Source organism: Neorhizobium galegae (genome assembly GCF_017877135.1).
In the GTDB taxonomy this organism is placed as follows: domain Bacteria; phylum Pseudomonadota; class Alphaproteobacteria; order Rhizobiales; family Rhizobiaceae; genus Neorhizobium; species Neorhizobium galegae_A.
In genome coordinates this window covers 1,421,843-1,443,850 of the sequence record NZ_JAGIPH010000001.1, presented here as the reverse complement: position 1 = coordinate 1,443,850, position 22,008 = coordinate 1,421,843, and the positions used below count along the sequence as shown (strand labels likewise).

Genomic DNA, 22,008 nt, shown 5'->3' with positions numbered 1-22,008 from the left:
TCAGGCGAGGGGACGCAAGCGCCTCTGGCTGCCATCGCGGTTTTGCCGGCGCCTGCTTCTCCCCGGTCTTGTCAGGGCAAGGTGGAGCGTCTACTTACCCCCGCATGGCTGCACGCGACCGATATTCCCGAAAACTCGAATGCCCGCAATGCGGACACTCCGGCTTTGCCGAGGTGTCGGAAGACGACGACCCGCGCCGCAAGGACCCGGGCTTTGCCATCGACGAGATGCCCAAGGGCTTCACCACCGAATTTGCCGCCCGCGACCCCAAAAAATACATGCTGCGCTGCCAGTGCGGCCACAAATTCCTGTTTGCCCGCAAAAGCGTTTACGCGCCGGGCGGCGAACCGCGGCGGTGATGCCGAATTCGCCGTCGCGCCATCCCAGAGGGCTGCAGCCCGTCCGTCAGAAGCTGGTGGTGACCGTGAAGAGGAAGCGCGGCTTATCGATCTCGATGTTTTTGTTCATCTCCGGATCGATCGCCCAGGCTACCGATAGGTCGCCGCTCAGGTGCCCGCCAATGTCGAAATCCAGCCCAAAGCCCGCATCCGAGTAGAAGCTGCTGGATTCGCCGCGCAGGTAATCGTCAAACACGGCGCCGACATCGTAGAAGGCGCGGATGCCGGATGAGAAGGGAATGCCGAGCGCCTGCTGCATGCCGCTGTTGTAATAGTCGGAACTGTAGCGGATCTGGTTGGCAAGGTAGAGGCCGTTGTCTCCGGACAGGGACGACAGCTCGTAGGCGGGTAGCGTGCTGACCCCGCCGAGATACCAGAGTTCGCCGGAGGGTAGGCGCTTTTCCGGCGTATATTGTCCGCCCGCCCGCATCATCAGGCTGAGCCCGTCGCCCATCGACTGGAACAGCGTGGCGCTGCCCACGATGCGGGTGATGGTGTCGCGGTCATGGCCGCTCAGCCCCTTGGTGTCGACCCAGGACTGGATGAGGCGGAGCTCGGTTTCGATATAGGTGCCGGTGGTGGGGAAGGTTGCCTGCCCCTTTACACCGCCGAACACGCGAAACGACAGCGTGTCGGTATCGACGGTGCTGACCTCGCTGTGGGTATCGCTCCACTGCCCGCCGCTGACGGTCGAGAAGTTCCAGGTCGGCGTGGTGTAGAAAGGCTGCGTATAGGTGAGGCTGACGAGATCGCCGCGGCCCAGCACGCCGAGCGAGGCAAAGCTGCCTTCCAGCACCTTGGAATCCGAATGCGAATACAGCAGGCGCAGCCCGCCATTGCCCACCGGCATCGGAAGATCCGCGTCGAAGAAATAGGAGCCGACGTCGAAATCCTGCAACATGTTGCTCATGTCGCTGACGGAGGTGGTCAGGCCGGCGGAAAGGGTCTCGTCATAGCCGAAGGGCGAGTAGAGGCTGGCGGTGGCGCCGAGCGTATAGCGACCGCTGTCGCGGGTGCCCTGGTTGTTCATATAGACGGTGCCGCTGAAGGGCTTCGGCTCGCTGGTGACCTGCAACTGAAGATCCGTGGTGCCGGTCTCCTTGCCGGGCTTCAGCCCGGCCGTGACCTGGAACTTGCGGTTCTGGTTGACCGCGGCCAGCCGCCGCTCGATCAGCTGGATGGTGGGAATGCTGCCCGGCAGCACCTCGACATGGTCGATCACCACATCGGAGCGAACCTTCTTGTTGCCGGACACCTCGACGGCGCCGATCGTGCCTTCCACCAGCTGGATGCGGACATGACCGCCAGCGATCTGCTGCGGCACCAGCACCGCCTGTGCCGTGATATAGCCCCGCTCGCGATAGGTCGCGTTGATCTTTGCCGTCATGCGGAACAGGTCCGCGACGGAGATCTTGCGGTTGAGATAAGGCGCGACGATTGCGTCGAGATCGGCCTTGGTGAAGATGCGGCTCTCGTTGAACGCGACATCCTTCAGCACGAAACTCGCGCGCTCTGCCCCCTTCGGCACGGCCACGTCCTCGTGCTCCGGCGCGCTCGGGGCTGCCGGCTGCCGGTCGGTGGCGCGCTCCAGCGCGCGCTGGCGTTCACGCTCCTCGAAATCGCTCACGGCGCGCGGATTGTTGATATCGGCATTGGTCGCCGAAGGCACCGTCGGCAGGGCCGGTGCCGCGTCGGCCGGAGCCGCAGCCAGGCCGCAAGACAGGCCTACCAGCATGGCGCCTGCCCACACCAGACGACCGGTCAAAGCCATGCCCTGTCCGGCATCCGTCGCTGTCCCGATCTGTTGTGCCTTGTCGCGCCGGCTCAATCCGCCGCGCTGTGTGTCCCGAACCGACCGCACCTGAACCCCCGATATTCCGCAGGGAGACCCCCCGCGGGCCTCCCCAGTCTGCTTGCATGGCGTCGGGCGGCGAAGGCCGCCCGTATCTGCCTCAGCCCTTCGGCTGCTGCGCTGCCATCCGCGTGTTTTCCTTGATCATTTCTTCATAGGCCTTGGAGAAGCCGGCGACCGAGAAGCCGATGCCGACCTTCTGGCCGGTGCGCGACACGATCACGACGCGGCCACCGTCCTTGGCGCCCTGCATCGCCTTGATGAAGGCATCGTCGGTGGTGCCTTCGACGAAGCAGCCCTGGGCCGAGCATCGGTTGACGCCGGCGGTCGTCTGGTAGCTGCCGACCTCGACGGAGACGCCGGGCGTGAGCAGGAAGTCCAGCGGCAACACATACTGGATGACATTGCTCTTGGCCTTCGGATCGAAGGCGATGCTCATCACCAGAATGTTGCGGTCGGTATCCTTCTGGGCGATCCGCTGCTTGATCTGGCAGTTCACGTTGTTGACGGCCGGATCGTAGCATTCCATCAGCCAGTCGCCGTGCTGCTGCACCGTGACCTTCGGGCCGCTCTGGATGTCGCCGCCGGCGGCGGCATCCTTGCCCTTCTGGGCCGCGTCGGCCTGCTGGGCGGCTGGCGCTGGGGCGGCCGGCGCAGCGGCTGCGGTGGCCGGTGCGGCCGCATCGACGGCCTTCGGCTTGTCGCCGGTGCCGGCGGCCTCTGCCACCAGCGGCACAGCAACGCCAAGCGCCAGGCAGGCAGCAAAGGCAGTGGTCAGGGAGTTCAAACGGAATGCATTCTTGGACACGACATCCTCACTTCTGGAAATAATCTTCGCTGCTCTTGTGGCACGAAGGTCGTTGCTGCGGGAGGCCAGCCCATCTGCTTCCACAGATTGCTGCCCTCCCGCACGGGTTCAGGTTTACGGCGCCAGAACGATGGCTCCATTTTCATCGCTTTCCACCTCCTCGGCACCGACGCTCGTGCCGCGGTTGACGATGCCGACCCGGCCGTCCTGCAGGGCACGCAGTGCCCGCAGGTAAAGGTCCGCATCCGGCACCACCGGCATCAGCGCGGCCACATCGATGCGGGCATTGCGCATCTCGGTGTCCAGCACATTGCGATGGGCATTGCCGCCGTCGTCGATATAGTTGCCGGCCGTCGCCATGATCCGGTAGCGCGACGGATAGCTGGAGCGGACATCGCGCAGCACCACATCGAAGGCACCATGGATACGCACCTGACCGCGGCCGCCGTCGATCCAGGAACCCTGCGCCTGGATGACGCTGTCCTGAAGCGTGCGGATGTTGATGTCCCCTGCCCCTTGCGCCGTGAGGTCGGACGTGGCCGCGATGAAGACATTGTGCTGGGCCAGAATGTTCATGGAGCCTTCCGCGGTATCGATATCGTTCTCCAGGAAGACATTGCCCTGGCGGCTGACGATCCCGATGTCGCCGTTGCCCGCGGTCCGGACGGTCTGCAGGATTGCGTCGTGACCGGCCAGCAGATCCACATCGCCGGTTCCCCCGTCGATGATGGCGCCCAGCGCCTGGGTCAGCAGCCCGGTGGTGGCATCAAGGCGAATATTGCCCGCGCCGGCCGCCGTCACGTGACCGGCATCGGCAAGCGTCAGGTCGGTATAGGCCGTCACGCTGATATTGCCTTCTGCCGTGCTGATCTCCTTGTTCAGGTTGATCTGACCGGTCAGCGCCGCCACGTCGATATTGCCGTTGCCACCCGTCAGGATGCGGTTCAGCACCGCATCCGTACCGGCCGACAGCGAAACCGATCCCGTGCCGCCGTTGATGACGGCAAGCGCGCCCTGGGTCAGCTGGCCAGTTGTGGCCGTCAGCGACACGTCGCCGGCACCGGCCGCCGTCACGTTGGCGGCATCGGCGAGCGTGAGGTTCGTATGGGCCGTGACGCTGATGTCGCCCTCGGCGGTGCTGACTTCCTTGTTGAGATCGACCCGGCCCGTCAGTGCCGCCACGGCGATATTGCCGTTGCCGCCCGTCAGGATGCGGTTCAGCACCGCATCCGTACCGGCCGACAGGGAAACCGACCCCGTGCCGCCGTTGATGACGGCAAGCGCGCCCTGGGTCAGCTGGCCAGTTGTGGCCGTCAGCGACACGTCGCCGGCACCGGCCGCCGTCACGTTGGCAGTATCGGCGAGTGACAGATCCGTCGCGGCTGTGACGCTGATCGAGCCTTCGGCGGTGCTGACGTCCTTGTTGAGGCTGACCTCACCGGTCAGCGCGGCCACATCGATATTGCCGTTTCCGGCCGTCATGATGCGGTAAAGCAGCGCATCCGTGCCCGCCGTGATCGCAATCGACCCTGTGCCGGCATTGATGACGGCGTTCTGGACCTGGGTCAGCTTGGCATCGGCCGAGAGCGCAATGTCGCCATCGACCGCGGTGACGGACTGCGTCAGCAGGTCACCCGCCGTCGAGACGCTGATGGAAGAGCCCGCGCCCACGCTGCTGTTTTCCAGCGTCATGCTGCGGCTGTTTTCGATCGCCACGTCGCCGCCATCGACATTGGTGAAGGTCAGGCGGGCGAGATTGGTGGCGAGCGCCGTGTCGCCGCCGATACCGCCATGGGCCGAAAGCGTCACGCCTGCGGTATCGTCGGAGACGTCGATATCCTTCAGACTGTCGCCATTGCCGTTGATCGAACCACCGGCATCCACGACGATGACATTGTCGCCGCCCTTCGTGCTGACGAGGTTGCCAAGCACGACATTTCCGGCCGCGCCGATATCAATGCCATTGCCCTCAGCATCAATGGTCGAGCCTTCGCCCATCACCAGATTGGCATAGGTGCGGAACTTGGCAGTGCCGTCACGCGAGATGACCTTGCTGTTCTCTTCGAAGGTGATGTCGTCCGGCGCGAACCAGTCGATGACGCTTGCCGAGAAGGTCTGACCCGCCTCGACCAGGATCTGGCTGGCTGAGACGATCTTCGAGAGGCCGCCGACGACGGCCTCTTTCACCGTCACGGGAAGATCCGGGGCATAGACAAAGGAATCGCCGGGCGTCTCTACCGAGATCGAGCCTTTGACGCGCGTTGTCACGTCGAGATCGGCGCCCTCTGTGCCGATGCCGTCGCGGGCGAAGAGCTTCACATTGTCGCCGTTGATCTCCACGCCCTTGTCGTTCAACGCATCGACGATCCGGCCGTCATTGGCCTGCAGGTCGAGCGTCGGGCCGGCCGCATCCTGCAGGCGCAGGTCGCCGGTCTTTTCCAACAGATAGGCCGAACCGTCGGTGCGCAGCTGCACATAGCCGTCATCGGTGGTGTCGGTGACGAAGCGCTTGTCGGCGGTTCCGAGATTGTCGCCGGCGGAGGAGAGGATCAGGTTGCGACCGGTCACGTTGGCCGTGCTGTCGTCATTGGCGTTCAGCAGGCTTCCGGAGGTGACAAGCTGCAGCGTTTCGCCGACCGCAATCGTCTTCACGTTGAGGTCGCCCTGGCTCTGCAGATAGGCATCCTGACCGGCGGTCACGCTGACGGTGCCATCGGTATTGATCGACACGCCCTCATGATTGGTCAGCGTGACCGTCCCGTCGTCGTGGTACTGTATATCGCCGGCCTGGGCGGTGCGCATCTTCTGCATGTCCGCCACGGACATCGTCTTGTCGCCGTCAGCGTTGAGCGTCACGCTTTGGCTGGAATCGCCGATCGTGCCGCTGACGTCGATGTTGAGGCTGCCGGCCTGGATATTGCTGGCGAGCGTCGAACCGGTTGCATTGCCACCCACGACCTCCGCATTGACAGCCGAGAGGACTGCGTCGCGATCGAGCGTCAGGCCCTGCGTGTTGGCGGTGCGTTCTGCATCCGTCAACTGGTAGGTGAAGTTCTCGTCATAGGTGCCTTCGGCAGCGGCGCCCAGCTTGTCATGCGCGTCGTGATAGAAGGCTGTCTGCTTCGCCTCATACGCCACAATGTCGGCATCGGAGAAGCCGTTGGCCTTGAGCGCCGTCCGGTCCGTGTTCGACACGTGGTAGACGAAGTTCTTGTCGTAGGGGGCGATCGTGCTTTCGGTCGCAGCGACGCGCGCCAGGCTATTGGTGCTGCCGGAACCGGCACCCCGCATCTTCCAGTAGGCCTTATACATCTGCGTCATCTGCTCGGCCTTGGCATCGTTGACCAGTTTGGTCTCACTCTGCGTGTAGGACGCCGTGCCGATGCCGCGGCTGTCGAGATAGCTTGCGAAGCCTGCGTCGTAGGCTGTCAGATCGAGCGTATCGTCCTGTCCGTTCAGCAGATCGCCATTGACCATCAGCGTCAGGTCGCCGGCAATGTCGATCGTATCGACGCGCAGGTCGCCGGACACTTCGCGGATGGTGACCGCATTTGGATCCTTCGTCTTTACGCTCAGCGTGCCACCACCCGCCGCATCGGTGTCCACGTCCAGTCCGTTGTCGGCGACATTGGTGAGAAGCTTGCCGGTCTTGCTTTCCAGCTGGATCCGGCCCGCCGTAACCACCGAGCCCATGTTGGAGGCGCGGAAATCGATGTCGCCGCGCGCGATCAGCGTCAGGTCGCCGCCATTGGCCGTCTTCGCCGTATCGACATTGACCTGGCCGAGGCGCAGGCCACCCGTAACCTCTTCGAGATAGAGGTTCGGTGCCGTGGCATTGACGATGGCATCGTCGCCCGTCTGTTCGATGCGGAACGTGTCGGTTGCCGAGCTGCCAATGCTGGTATTGCCGGTCAGCGTGACGTTGTTGGCAATCAGCACACCCTTCTGGCCGTCATTTTCGGCCGTGTAGATGCCACCCTGATGGCTGGTCAGCACCGTTTCGCCGGTCACGTTGCGAACCGTGCCGCCGATCAGGACGTCGCCCTGGCTGTCCACTGCGATCCGTCCGGTATCCTCGCCGAAGAAGCCGATATTGATCGTCTTGTCCGCCTTTACCGAATAGGTCTGGTTGCTGTGGTAATAGATGCGGTAGTCCATCTTCGGACGGACTTCGTAGTCCAAGCAGACGATAAACTCAGCTTCGCAGACCGTCTCGCTCTGGAAATTCTGCACCTGGCGGCCCGTTTCGGTGACCTGACGGGTATAGTGGAACTCTGAGCTATCGGAGGTATCAACGATCAGCGAGCCGATCGGGTCGCTGCCATAGGTCGGGCTTGACCAACTCTGATGGTCATCACCCCAGCGTTCCCAGTCACCGCCGGTCAGCTTGTTGCGGATCCAGCTGTAATCGGCAGAGGTCCAGTCGGCGCCGTTCTGGTGGCTGATGATGTCGTTGACGTCATCCTCACCATCGCTCTTGTCCTCGTGGTGCGAGTAGAACTGTTCCAGATCATAATAATCGGCCGTTACGGTCCACTTGTAGCGCTGGCCGGCCATCGGATCATAGGTCGCGGCTGCGGCGCCTGTTGCCACCTGCGTCATCGCCACGCCGTTCGTCAGCTGGTTAGAGGTATTCTCGTACTTGACGATATCGCTGCCGACGCGGGCCCAGCGGGTCTGCAGGTAGCTGCTGTCGGCCGTCTGGTAGTTGTGGTCGTTGAAGACGATCGTGCCTTCTACGCCATCGCCGGTGTCGATGTCGCGCAGTTCGAGCGCGCTGGTCGACTGGTTGGTGATGTCGAAGCGGGCATAGCCGTCCAGCGCTTCCACCTTGCCGCGGCCGGTGCTGGCGATGCGCCCTTCGATCACGATGGTGCCGCCTTCCGCCTGCAGGTTCTTCGCGACGATGTGACCGGTCGCGTAGTCGTAATAGAGCGGAATTTCGGCAAGATCATCGATCGAGATGCTGGCCAGCTGCTCGCGCGTTGCCGTCAGCGGATCGAAGCCGAGGCCCGCATTGAGCTGATAGTAGCGATCGGATTCGCTCTTGGTCTGCTCGTAACGGGTCTTCTGGTTGCTCGACAGGGCCGAATTGACCTGCGCCTGCGTCACCGTGGTGTCGCGGCCGCTGACGCCCGAGCGGATGGTGCCGTTGATGTTGACCGCCGCGGCCTTGATATAGATGTTGCCGAGCGCTTCGATCGAGCCGGCAGCACCCTGCGGCGTGCCGGAGGACGACAGCTTGACGTCCGAATTGGAGGCCGTCTGAGTGTTGTTGTAGGAATTGGCGAGGTTGCTGTACTCGCTGATCGGATCGTTGCCGAGGTTGATGTCGTCATCGCTGTCGATACGGAAGTCACGGCCGGCAAGGATGGTCAGATCGGCCGCCTGCACGCGGGCTTGCAGCGACACCGAGCCATAGATGTTGGCCAGCGTTACCGAGCCACCGAGATTGCTGATCTGTCCGTTGACGGTCAAATCGGCGCCGGCGGCATTGGTGCTGACGACGGAGAGCACGCTGTCTTGGGTCGGGAGCGTGTAATTGACGGTCCCGAGCAGCGTCGAGCCGTTCTGCTTCACCTGCGTCCCGTTCACGTAGAGCTTGCCGCCGACGAGATAGGGGATCGACAGGCCGGTGATCGACAGCGCATCCGAGGAGGTGTTGACCACGCGCAGATCCGCGTCGCGCGGGGTCACGATGGTGCCCGTGCCGATCAGACCGCCATGGTTGACGCCCGTGCGCAGCACCACGTCGCCGAGCGGCGCCTCATAGTTCACGTTCCACGTATTCCCGGACTTGCTCACACCCTTGCGCCAGTTGTAGCCCTTGCCGGAGACGGAGTTCGCATCGGTGCCGTCGATTGAAATCCAGCGGGTGCGGTCGGCACCCGTTTCCAGTGTGCCGTTGAGATTGACCACCCCGGCCTTGCTGGATTTGCCAACGCCCTTGATGTCCATGAAGGCCGTCAGGAAGCTCGTTGCGGAATAGTTGCGCACGTCGATATAGGCCGTGGCACCGCCCCGCAGGTCGTCGGAGGCCCCCGCATGCAGGTTGTCGGCCGACTGGACCTTGCTGCCGCTGGCAATGTTCAGGAGGTTGTGCTGGTCGCTGGTGGCGCGCGAGATATTGTCGCGCGGAATGCCGATGGCAGCCCCGATGATCGAAACGACCGAGGAAGCAACCGTATTGTTGTTGATACGATAGCCGACAAGGCGATCGCCCGCGAGCGCAGTCTTGTTGTCGGCCGCCACATAGTCCTCGCCGGCGCCCAGGAAGACGTCGCCGTAGCTGGTCACGGTGGCATTGGTGCCGATCGTCACCACGTTGTCCGAGGTGGACGCGCTGACCGAATCAACCCGCAGCGTGGCGCCAAGGCCATAGGCCGAGCCGTCGCCTGAGGTCGAGATGTTGGTGTCGGTCACGGCCGAGGCTTCCAGGTGCTCGCCGGCAAACAGCGCGGCCGAATCACCCACCGTGACGAAGGACTGCGCACGGTCGCCGGTCGTTCCGGTGTGGGTAAACTTCGTCTTGCCCGTGGCGGCGGCAGCCGCACCGGCAGAATCGATGGTGATCACATCGTCGCCGCTGACGTTCGCCATCGACTTGATGGTGAGGTCGCCCGCCGAATAGATCTGAGCATTGCGGCCGATCGCAACACCGGTATTGGTCTTGACGGTAATGTCCGAATCCACCTCGGCCACGGCAATTGCGCCATAGGCCTTCAGGTTGAGATTGGTGCCGCTGAACAGGTCCTTGGCGATTGCGTTACGGGCGAGGATCTGGATGTTCTCGCCATTGCTCTGATCGTCATAGGTCTTCGAGACGATCTTGCGGTTGTCGCCGATGTCGACCGTCGAGGAGCCTGCCACGTCGTAAACGGTGGTGCCGTCGCCGCCGCCCACCAGGCCGACGCCGAAGGAGTTCATCTTGCCGTCGAAGTGGCGTTCGTGATCGGCCTTGATGATGATCGTGCCGGTCGCGCTGATGTCGTCACCGGTCGTCACCGTTCCGAGATCGCGCAATTCGATGGTTGTCGCGCCGCGGTCGATCACCTTGGCCATGGAAATGCCGGCCGTATAGATGCCGCCGGACACGGCGAAGCTCTCCGCCGTGGCGCGGGTGTCGCTGTTGGCGAGGATGGAAATATCCTTCGCATTGATCGAGGAGCCGAGGACGATGCGGCTGTTGTTCTCGTTCTTCGTCTGCGCCACATGCGCACCGAGCGACAGGGCGCCGACGGTGATGCCGATGATCTTGGTCTGCAGCGATGCCTCATTTTCAGTGCTGATGTCGACATCGCCGCTGCGCGCAGTGATCTGGCCATAGCCGAGGTCGACAAGGGTATCGTTGCCCGTCATCGCGGCGATGTTGCTGCCCTGAGCTGCACCAATGCCACCGGCGGCCGCCAGCGCGAAGCTGTCGGCGCGACGATAGGTCGAGCGGACGAGGCCGATATATTCAAGTGCAGTTGCAACGGCGCTGCGGTCGCCGGCGATCGTGCCGAGCGTAGCGGAACCGGCCAGACGACCGACCGACTGCAGGTCGCCGACGAGAGCGGAGATGTCCACCGCGCTGCCGGTCAGGTGATGGTTGTTGCCGGCCAATACCGAGGCATCGCCATAGCTTTCGGCATAGGAATGGACATAGCCGGCCGCGACCGCGCCGAACGCGATGCCGACAACGTTGGAGACCGACCAGCCGAGATTCTGAGCCTCAAGGTTGAGCACGCCGGCCGAGTCGAGCGTCACGTTGTCGCCGAGTTGCACCGTAGCGTCGCTGTCTTCCTCGATTTCAGAGACCGCCGCCTGGCCAGCCACGGCACCACCAGCACCCGCCAGTCCGTCAACCGACATGCGGAAGCGCTGTTCGGCCAGCACGTCAAGATCGCCGGAGAGCGTCGTCACCGTCGCACCGTTGCCGATCGTCGTGAAGGCGCCGCCTTCCAGTTCTGCGCGCGTATAGGAGACGCCAACACCGACAAAGCCGCCCGCGATACCGATGGTGGTCGCGGCCAGATTCTGCTCGTTTTCGGCAATGATCTGGGCCTGGGAGGCGGTGACCTGAGCCCCGGCGCCGATCGACGTATTGGCCGTGTTGCGCAGGCGGTTGTAGTTGATCGAGCCGGCCACGCCGACAAGACCGGCCGCCCCGGCAAAGTTGACCGCCTCCAGCACGGAGACGTTTTCTGCATCCATCGACAGCGTGGTGCCTGCGGTTACGCGGGCATTGTTGCCGATGGCGGTGATTGCCGAGGATGAGAAGTCGTTGACGCCGACGGTGAGACCGACGCCGACCGTTCCGCCCACGCCGACCGTCCCGGCCAGCTGGTAGACGCGTCCGTAATCGGCAGCGGCGAGACTGACCGCGCGGCCGGCGACGACCTGAGCGCTATCGCCAATGGTGGCGGAGGTGCGGTCATGACCGTCCTTGGTCAGCATGGCCGAAACGCTGGTCGCGTCACCGGAGAGGCTGGAGGCCGTGGCACCATTCGCCTTGGCAACGGTCGCGTCGAGCGAGGCATTGCCGCTGCTTTGGATACGGCTCGCCGCGACTTTGGAGAGAACACCGTCAATATCGGCAGCCATGCCGCCGCCATCGACAGCCGAGGTACCGTCATTGTTCTGGTAGCCGTTCAGATTGCCGGAGCCGGTGCGGTTGATGACCACCGCGCCGCCGACGCCCACCACGCCGCCGACGCCGCCGGCAATGGTGTTGGAGGCATAATTCTTCGCCGAGACGGCATCGATATCGACATTGCCGCCGGTATAGACCTTGGCATTGCCACCGATGGCCGCGTCGGTCTGGTTGAGGATGGTCGCCATGTCGAAGCTCACACCGACGCCGACCGTGCCGCCGCCGCCGAGACCGCCGACCAGGCGATACATGTCGATTGCGCTGGACGCTTCGATCTCGACATCCTGGCCGCTGCCGGCCGACTGGAAGGCGGCATCCTGGTTGATGCGGCCATAGGCATAGGAGGAAATGCCGCGGCGGGAATCGACCACGTTGATCGAGGCGCCGACGCCGACCGTGCCGCCCACGCCACCGGCGACGATGATGTTGCCGATATATTCGCGGGCGCGCGCCGTGATGCTGGTATCGCCGATCGCATTGATCGCACCGGAGGCGCCGAGCACGGCGGAGGTGGTGCTGCTGGCGACGGCAACGTTGATCGCACCGCCGACGCCGGCCGTGCCGGCCACGCCGATCGCGCCGACCACTTCGAGATGCTGCGAGCTTTCGCGCGCGTTGATGGAGACGTCGCGATAGGCGTCCGCGCGGCCGTCGAGGCGGGCAAGCGTCGTTCCGGAAATCGTCGTCACGTTGACCGCAGCACCCACGCCGGCTGCACCGCTCGACGCACCCATGGCGAAGCCGGCGACGCCGATCTGTTGCTGGCGCCGGGCGGCGAGTTCAACGTCCCGCCGGGCCTTGACCACCGCGCCGCTATCGACGACGGCTTCGGTCGTGCCGCTGAAGACGTTGACGGTCGCGCCGCCGCCGACGCCGGCCGTGGCGGCAGCGCCGACCATGCCCGCAAAGCCGATCATGCGGCCCGTCGACTGGGCACTGATGATCGTATCCTGGCTAGAACCGTAATCGCCAAGCGTCGCAGCCGTCAGACCTTCATTGATGCTGGCGCCGTTTGCGACATGCGCCGTCACGGTGTTGCTGAACACGCCGACATCCACGACGCCGCCGACGCCGGCAGTCCCCGTCGAGGCACCGACGGCCAGCGAGATGGCGACGGCGCGATGATCGCCATTGGCGGTCATCACAAAACCCTTGGCGGTACGCGTCGTCGTCGGCATGGCGAGCAGCGCATCGCGCTCCGCCTTCGACTTGCCGACATCCCCGAGCGTATCGAAGGCTGCCTTCACGTCGTCGGCAAAGGCAAGGCCGGTATCTTCCAGTGCCTCGAAACTACCGACAATGCCGGTCCGTTGCGATTCCTTCGCCTCGTCCACCTCCTGCAACTGCTGGAAGGTCACGACCTCGCTCTCCAGTCCGCGTGCCGTGACGGTCGCATTGCTGCCGACCTCGGCCAGCGTATTGCCGAGCACGACCAGCGAGCCGACGCTTGCGCCGACGCCGACATTCTGGCCGGCGCCGATGCCGCCGCCGAACTGCAGCAGGCTGCTGTCATCGGCCGCATCCAACCAGACATTGCCGTTGGCCGTAACAGTGGCCCCTGCGGCAATACGGGCGGTCACGTCGTTATCCAGCACCAGAACGGATACCGTTCCGCCTGCGCCCGTGCTCTGCGTGCTAGCGGCGCCGGCGCCGGCCAGCTGGCGGATATCGTTGGAGGAGCGCGCGGCAATCTCTATGTTGCGCGCCTCGGCGTTGCCGATCTGCGCTTCCACCGTCTTGTTGACGCCGGTGCCGGGCATTGTGAGACCGAAGGCGGCACCATTCATGGAGAAGGCAATGGTACCGGCGATTTCCAGCACGTCAGACGTGTTCTCTGCCGTCACCGAGACATCGCCGTTCTCGGCCGTAAGCGTCGACGTTGCGTCTGCAACGGCGCGCGTGGTGCTGTCGACCACAGTGACGCTCAAAACACCTGCACGGCCACCGCCGGCCACCGGCACGGACAGAAGCCGTTCGCTGGTGGCGGCGCCGAGATTGACGGAGCCGTCGGTCGAGGTCACGGTCACGCCGGAGGCGAGCAGGCTCTCCGCCGAAGAGAGCTGCGTGTTGCTGACCACGGTGGCGGCAACCGGATTGGCGCCGCCGAAGCTGACGCCGAGTGCGCCGGCAAAGGCAAAGGCCTCAATGGCATTGCGCGAGGTAATGTTGGTATCGTCGGCCGAGGTGATCGACACGTTGTCAGCGATCGATGTCTTGGCCGAACTCTGGAAGGTGTTGGAGGCGATGTTGGCCGCAACCGTCGTCGAGCTGGAGCCGGACAGCGAGGCAACCGCGGTGATTGACATCGCCTGCGTCTCGGCTTCGGAGGTGAAGTCGGCCCCGCCGCCATTGGCGACGAAGACGCCGCCCTTGCCAACAGAGGTCAGCACGTCGTCCATCACCACGTTGACGGCACCCTGCACGCCGAAGGTGCCGCCAGAGCCCGAAAGGCTGACCGTCAGCGAACCACCGATACCCAGCATTTCCTGGTTCATTCGGCTTTCGACATTGATCGTGTCGGCCTCGACATGGGCGCGATCGCCGATCGCCACCTTCGTGACGCCGTTGGCAACCGTAATGCCGAGCGCACCGCTGAAGGAGGCCTGCGTGCTCTGGCCGGCGGCCGCGGCCGCGATCACCTGGTTGTGCAGCGACTGCGTCACCGCCGGATCGGCCTTGCGCAAGGGTGCGGCAAGGTCGCCGCCAAGCAACGGATCGACATAATCAAGCCAGGTGGTGGAGGAGGTGACGCCGTCATCGTCTGGCCCCACCCAGGCCTCGGATGGCATCAGAACCTTGGCGACGATATCGGCTGCGCCCTCCGTCTGAAGATCAAGGTCGGTGCCGATGGTGGTGGTCACCGAGCGGCCGCGATAGATGATCGAGCCGACGGCGCCGCGTGCCGATTTGTTGACGCTCGTCCCGGTGCCAAGCGCGGCAGACACGCCCCAGGCCTTGTTGGCGACCTGAGAACGGTCATAGGCGCCGATGGTCGTGTCGCCGGTCGCATTGATCTTGACGCCGTTGCCAAGTGTCGTCGCGGTATCGCCGAGATAGACGGTCGCGGCAAACGCGCCCGTCAGCGCGGAGCCCTTGCCGCCGGCACCGGCGATGGCTTCGGCAGAATAGGTGAAATCGGGTAAGGTTTCGTCGAGAACCTTCTCGCCGTTATCGAGAATGTAATTGCCGTCGTCGTCGGTCTTGTAGACCAGGAGATCATCGACATTGACGCCCGTATTGAACCGGCTCATCGCCTGGACAGTCACATCGCCGGCCTGCGTTGCAGCGGTGCCCAGCACGACATTCTTGCCGATATTGGCCGCCACCGTGGTGTTGATGACGTTGATGCTCATCGCCGCGCCGGTTGCGTCGTCGCTGAGAACGGCTGCACCGGAGGCTTCGACCATCGACATGGCATCATGGTCGGCAATGACGCTGATTGCGCCGGGCGTTTCGATCTTCACATTGTCAGAGACGATCGCCTTGGTATCGTGATCGGCGAAGTTGAATCCGACAGCCGCAGCAAAGGCCTGGGTGGGTTTGGCATTGTTCAGTTCTTCGGTCGTGCTGCTGACCTTGTCATAGGTGCTCTTGAAGCGGTCGGCGGCCCGGCCGAAGATGCTGGTGTTCGGATTGCTGCCGTTGGTGCCGATCAGCAGGTTGTTGACCGAGCTCTTCAGCTTCGAGGCATAGGCTTCCACCGGCGTGCCGCGCGCAGAGGCCTCGGCACTGACCACTTCCACCGTATCGGAGGTGGCGGTAACCGCCACATCGCCGGTGGCACGGATGGAGGCAGACAGCGTGGCGGTCGTGTCGAAATCATGCAGGTTGATGGCACCGGCAGCACCATCCGCCGCCTGGGCACCGGCCGCCTTGCCGTCAGCGGTCGCCTCGGCCATGGCCTGGGTCTTGGCGCTGACCGTCACCGTATCGGCATAGATGTAGCCGTCGGCGAGAAGCGCCTCGAGGTCCGCATCGGCATCGGCGGCACGCAGCGTGCCGGTGCGCGTCGTGCCGATGGCGGCCGAGACATCGCCATAGACAACGTTGATCGCCGCGGCCGCATCCATGGCGGTGGCAGCCGATTCGCTCGCCTCCGGCGAAAGGCTGAGGATCTCGCCCGAGGGGCCGGTACCGGCCACGCCCTGTGCACTGGTGCGGACCTGCGCATCAGTGGTGACCGCAAGATCGCCGATATCGACGATCGCATTGTCGTCGCCGATCTTGGACGTGACATCGATGGAGCCGATATTGATGCCGATGCCGAAGCCCTTGGCATCGCCCTCTCCAGCGGCGCTATGACCTTCTGTAAGTTCGGACTGACGTTGTTTGACGCGGGCGTCCAGATAGCCGGCGATCAGCGGCGTTGCCATCTTGGCGATAGACAGGCCGAGCGCGCCGCCGCGCATGCCTTCGGTGGACTCGTAATAGCCGAGCAGGCCGTCCTCGCCATCGAAGAACAGGCCATTGGTGCCGTTGGCGGCGTTGCCTTCGGCTTTCAGCGTCATGGCGGCGGCCGAGTTCACAGAAACGGCTGGCTTGTCGTCGCCGCTGGCGATCACGCCGGCGAGATCGGACTGGTTGGCTGCGTCGTAAGCAGCCTGCGACAGTACAGTCACATTGTTGCCGACGGTTGCTTCATTCTCGAAGTCGACGATATTGAGGCCAAGCGCGATGATCATCTGCTTGCCCTTCAGGCCGGACTTGCCGGTGCTGCGGGCAAAGAAATCACTGGTGTCGTCATCCAGCGTCTCGTCGCCATTCTCATCAGTGCCATAGGCCTTGGTGGCGGCCTCGACGGTCAGGCCATCCTGACCGACGATGATCGTGCTGCCGGAGCCGATCAGGGCACGGTTGTCCTGGTTGGCAAGGTTGGCGGCCACCGACAGAACTGTCGCGCCGGCGCCTTCGTCGAATTCCGAATTCGACGTGACGGTTACATCAGCGTCGGTGACATTGTAGGCGCCGACTGTCACGCCTTCGCCGCGCAGCGTCAGGTTGGAGGCGGTTTCCGCCACACTGTCGAAGGAATTATAGGAGAAGCCGGCGCTGAGGACGAAGTCCTTCTTGCCCTGCTCCTTCATCACGCCCTGCGCGTCTTCTTCCGCGCTCATGGCCTTCTCGGCCGATTCCATCATCGAGGCACTGTTGCGAAGGGCGCTCGCCACCATTGCGACGTTCAGAATGGCGCCGATGCCAAGCTTGGCGTTGGAAGAAGTCTCATCTTCGTCCCCCTCGTCTGCCGGCGGCTCGCCTTCCTCTTCCTCATCGCCGAGGTCGTAGCCGGCAATGCCGGCAATCAGGTCGAGCCCGTTGGTCACGGCGTTGCTGACGGGCGACACCGCGCCACCTGCCGTCGTGCCGATCAGGTAGGTTGCCACCGTATTGGCGCTCGCTGCCTCCACGGTCAGCGCGCCGTCGGCGAGCACGCTGCGCTCCAGGCGCGCGCCGGTGTCCAGCATCTGGATGCCGCCGGAGAGCGTGATCAGGTTGGCAGAGGTGGCGTCCCCGGACATCTTCTCCGGCGTCGCACTTTTGTTGACGATCTGGAAGGAGGTCTCGTTGCGGGCGCTGACCGTGACGTCGCCGCTCGAGGCCAGGGTGTTCTGGGCATTCGACCCACCACCGGAGCCTGCCTTCTCGGCAATCTTGGCCGTCGTTTCGCCGAGCAGCACGTTCACGCCGATGTTAAGGGCCGTGCCGCTGGAGGCAGATTTTGCGCTGCCGCCGTTCAGCGTCGCATAGGTGCTGAGCCCGCCTTCCATGCCGGAATGCGCAGTCACTGCGATATCACCCACCGCGCCGGACAGGACGCCGTTCGACACTTCCGAACCGATCGAGGCTCCGCCGCGAAGCTCAGCCTTGGTGTTCTGGTCGATCATGTTGAAGCCAACGGTATAGGTGGAACCGAGCGAGGCAACCGGGTTCGCGGCAGCGGCTTCCGCTTCCGTCTTCGTTTCCTCGACCTTGGCCTCCTGGACTTCCGTCTTCTTCAGGTCGGCATCGGCCGCGGCAATCTTCTTGTCGGCTGCAGCCTTCGCCTCGGCTGTGGTCGCATTGGCCTTTTCGCTCTCGGCGGCGGCCTTGGCGGCCGCCTTCGCATCGCGGATCTCAGACAATTGATCGGCAAGGCGCCCTGTCGCAGCTTCCTGCGCCAGCACCGCCATGTCTTCGGCGTCACCGGCTTCCATGTAGAGAACGGACAGCACGTTCTCCGCGCCGATCGACAGCGCGCCGTCCTCGGCAAGCTTCAAGGCGGCGTTGTCGACATAGGCCTCCACATCCCGCATGGAAACGCCGATGCCGATCGCATAGGTGTTGGCCGTCGCGTCCGGCGCTGCGGCGCGCGCATTGGCGATGACGCTGCGACCATTGGCATAGTGCCCGGCATTCATTTCCTCGCCCCGGAACTCCAGATATTCGACCTCTTCGTCATCCGGATCCGTTGTGGTCTCGAACTGCGTCGCCTGCACCGAAACGGCACCTGCATCCACTGCGAGCGTGCCGCCGGCGCCATCGATGACGGCGCGGTTGGAGATGTTTTCGTAGGAAAGATTGAGTGACAGTGAGGTGGCACTGCCCCCTTCGCCTTCGTAAGCCACTTCGCTTGCGACGGAGTTCATGGTCAGCGCATTCGAACGGCTTTCGACGTTGAGGTCGCCGCCGGCGGTGATGCTGACGGATTTTCCGCCATCCGCCGTCACTTCCGCCGAGCTGTTGTCAAGGGCAATCAGCGCGCCTGCGGCCGCGCCCCAGACCTTGTCCTTGCCTTCCTGACGCTTGCCGGAAATCCCGGATTTTTCGCCCCAGGCAGCACTATAGACGGAGGCCAGCGCATCGATCGCTGTCGCGGCATCCTTGGTAATGTCCCAGTAGGTGGTGATCTTGTCGCCGGTCTCGTTGACCTCGCCATCGTCCGTGAAGAATTCGTCCACCACGGCCGTGACCACGCCGTCCAGGAGGTCGAGAATGTTGTCAGTCGCGCTGTCCTTCACCGACAGCGTTCCAGCCTGTTCGGCGCGCAAAATGCTTTCGGTCTGGACGTTGATATCACCATTGGTGGCGGTCACGTCGGAATTGTGAACGCGGGCAACCGCCTGGTGATCGGTGAAGTTGAAGCCGATTCCGAGCGCACCGGTGGTGGATCCACCGGCCAGGACGTTGAAGGTGTTGCTGTTGTCGCTCAGCGCATAGGCGCGGACATTGACGTCCTCGGCGGCCGTCAGCGTCGAATTGTCGACATTGACCGTTGCATCATTGGTGAGAACGCCAACCGAAACGGCAGCCGCATAGGGAAGAGATGCCTGTCCGAAGGTAATGTTGCGCGCAGTCGCGATCGCCTCTACCTCGGCGCGGCTGTCGGCCGTCAGGCTGACGCTTGCCGTGTCGCTGATGATGTTCGATCCGTTCTGCACATTGACTGTGGCGCTGGAGAGCGCGACGCCTACGGCGGCATCGAAGGGAATTGGAATGGGCAGAACGCTGTCAGTCAGGAGGTCGCTGGCGAGCGAAACGGTCTTGGCATTGGCATCGACGGTCACATCGTCCCGGGCGATGAGGCTCGAATTGTCTATCGTGACAGAAGCGGTGGCCTTGTTAGCCGAGGAGAGCAGATAGGGGCGGTTGACGTTGAGGCTGAGATCCTCGACCACCGAGGAGGCGGTCGCGGTCACGTCCAGCGTGCCGTCTGCCTTGATGCGGCTGCCTTTGGTGATGTTGACGCTGCTGAAGGCCGTGCCGGTCTGCACGAGGAAGGCGACGGAATCCGACTGTTCGTCGCTGGCGGCGAGCGCCACGTTCTTGCCGGAGATCGTTGCGTTTTCGAGGTTGATCGTCTGACCGGAGAGGGTCACGTCGCCACCGGCATAATTGCCGCTGCCCTGGGCATAGATGGCCGAACCGCTCTTCAGGTCGATCTTGGCAGCCGTCAGTTCGACATTGCCGGAGGCACCGGTGGAGGCGGCATTGGCGTGGCTGTTTCGATCGGTTGCGCCGCCCACCTGGCGGGTGGAGAGGAAGACGTTTTGCGCCAGCGTGATGCTTTGGCTCGCCTGAAGGCTGAAGGTGGTGCCGGCCGAAATGGCGCCGGAATAGGCCCCGCCGCAGCCGAGGCAGGTGTTGGCGGCAATGACGATCTGGGCCGGATCGATCAGCACCTTGCCGCCCTCGCCGAAGAAGGCGGCGGCTTCCAGCGTGCCGCCGGACAGGGTCACGACATTGCGGCCGCTGAACTCGATGAAGCCGCCATTGCCCGACACGTCGCCGCCGAGCGCCATGACCGAAGCGTCCGCTGCCAGCTGTGATTCGTTCTCGGCGAAGATGACCACCGAACCGCCGTCAGAGTTGGCACCCTTGCCGCTTGCCGAAATCAGGCTGCCGGCCTTCACCGTCACGTCGTTGCCGGAGCGGATGCTGATCGAGCCGGCATCGCGGCCGTTTGCGCCATCGGCGCGGATGCCCGCGCCGTTGATCACGGTGTCCTCGACCGACTGCACCACGATCTGCGGCGCAATACCGGCAGCGCCTGAACCTTCCACGGTCAACTGACCGGAGAGATCGACATCCTTTGCCGCCACAGTGATGTTCGACTTCGCCTGAACGACGCCCGCAACGTTGACGATGCCCTTGCTGTTCTTCTGCAAGGCGCCGAGCGTCAGAAGCGATAGCGCGTCATTTTGCGCCGGCGCGCGACCGGTCTTTAGAAGCTGATCCACATCCTCGGTGGAGGGAGTGGCGAGCGTGATGCTGTCGGCCCGCAGGATGCCGCTGGCACCGACCACGATGCCATAGGGGTTGAGGAAGAACACATTGCCGCCAACCTGGCCGTTCTTCAATGTATTGAGCTGGCCGTCGATGTTCGACTGCTTGTCGTGGACGACGTTGATCAGGTTGGAGACGGTGGAGGGAACGATCAGATTGACCGTCTGCCCCGCATAGACGTCGAAGACACTGAAGGAGTTATAGGCATTGTTGCCGTTGATGGTGTTGGTCGAGATGTCGACCAGGCCCTCACGGATGGTGAGCGAAGTTTCGGTGCGTGTGTCGGCCTTCTGGTCCAGCGCGATCATCTTGGGTGCGGCCGTCGTCTGGCCTGCTCCCAGCAGCGAGATCGTGCCGTCGGCGCCGACCGCGACCGACTGCGCCCCTTTCTGCAGGCCATCCGTGTTGACGACATGCTCGAAAATGGCACGCGAGGCTTCGGCCCCTTGCCGCACCGTGCCGTGGATTTCCTGGCTGGCCGAGCGGATGATCAGCTGGTCGCGGGCATTCACCTCGCCCAGAATGCGCACGCTTCCGTCCTTCGACAGCGGGATCTCGCCGCGCACGGCGGCATCCACCTGCGCATGGCTGATGGCGCCGCGGTTGTCGATCAGGCCATCGACGAAGTCGGAGGTCGGGGTCTGCAGCGTCAGGCGGCCCGTATTGACGACACCGCCTTCACCCACCACCACCCCGTGGGGGTTGAGGAAATAAACGTCGCCGCCAATCTCGCCGTGCTGATAGCTGTTCAGGATGCCGTTGATCGAGGTCTGGGTGTCGCGGACGATGTTCAGCAGACGGTCGGCGCCCTCAGGCACATAGAGATTGACCGTATTGCCGGAATCCACGTTGAACTTGGAAAACGAGTTAAGCGCATTGCCATTGGCGATCGTCTTCGTCGTCACGTCCGTGACGGCGCCGTGCACCTGCAGCGAAGTTTGCGTGCGTCCGTCGATGACGATTTGCTGCGCGTGCACGAGGAAGGGCTGCAGCGCCAGACTTCCTGACACGACAGTGGCCGTCAGCGTGCGGGAAAAACGCGCAAAACCAGGATACCAGTGACGAGACCGATCAACCATTTGAAAGAACCCCCGGCGCCGCCCAGCATCGGCCGCACCTTCTCAATTTTTTCAATCGGCCAGTATATTTTAGTAATAAATAATACTGATCCGATTCCACCCGATGTTTCTAGAGATACAGAGTTGAAAAATGGAAGTCTAGATGCGGATGTGGTGAGGTTTCAAATATTTAATCGTGTTTTATAAGTAGAATTATAATATACTGAAAGGTGTTCCTTTTAGAAACTCGCGTCAAAGATGCGTTTGACGGCCCGTGATAGCCATCTCGGCGCTTGTGCCACACCGCAGACATGCGGTTTGTGCCACGGATCATCGCAGCCTCGTTGACCAGCGTCGAGAGGTTGCCTGCTCTCATGAAAGTCAAAATATTGAATATATGTGATTTTTTCTAAAGTAGTGAGCGCGGCTGCAGTGAGCGGTGGCGGCAGGCGAGTGTCGACAAATAACGCCGCTGGCAGTTCTGATCACACTTCCTG

Annotated in this window: 4 protein-coding genes; 1 reads left to right on the top strand and 3 read right to left on the bottom strand. The window is 63.3% G+C overall.

Features of this window, described 5'->3' with window-relative positions:
* The first annotated feature begins 104 nt into the window (after positions 1–104).
* Entirely contained in the window at positions 105–359 is a 255-nt protein-coding gene (locus J2858_RS07030) for a hypothetical protein (protein WP_210103977.1), read from the top strand.
* A 46-nt stretch (positions 360–405) separates the two neighbouring features.
* On the opposite strand, the gene J2858_RS07025 is transcribed toward J2858_RS07030, so the two are convergent.
* The 3 genes from J2858_RS07025 to J2858_RS07015 form a co-directional block, all read right to left on the bottom strand.
* Positions 406–2,169, bottom strand: a complete 1,764-nt coding sequence (locus J2858_RS07025) for a ShlB/FhaC/HecB family hemolysin secretion/activation protein (RefSeq protein WP_210103976.1) — start codon at positions 2,167–2,169, stop codon at positions 406–408.
* Positions 2,170–2,350: 181 nt separating this feature from the next.
* Positions 2,351–3,058: an invasion associated locus B family protein gene (locus tag J2858_RS24295; RefSeq protein WP_210103975.1), complete on the bottom strand. Its 708-nt coding sequence runs from the start codon at positions 3,056–3,058 to the stop codon at positions 2,351–2,353.
* 114 nt (positions 3,059–3,172) lie between these two features.
* Positions 3,173–21,532: a leukotoxin LktA family filamentous adhesin gene (locus J2858_RS07015; RefSeq protein WP_210103974.1), complete on the bottom strand. Its 18,360-nt coding sequence runs from the start codon at positions 21,530–21,532 to the stop codon at positions 3,173–3,175.
* Positions 21,533–22,008 lie beyond the last annotated feature (476 nt).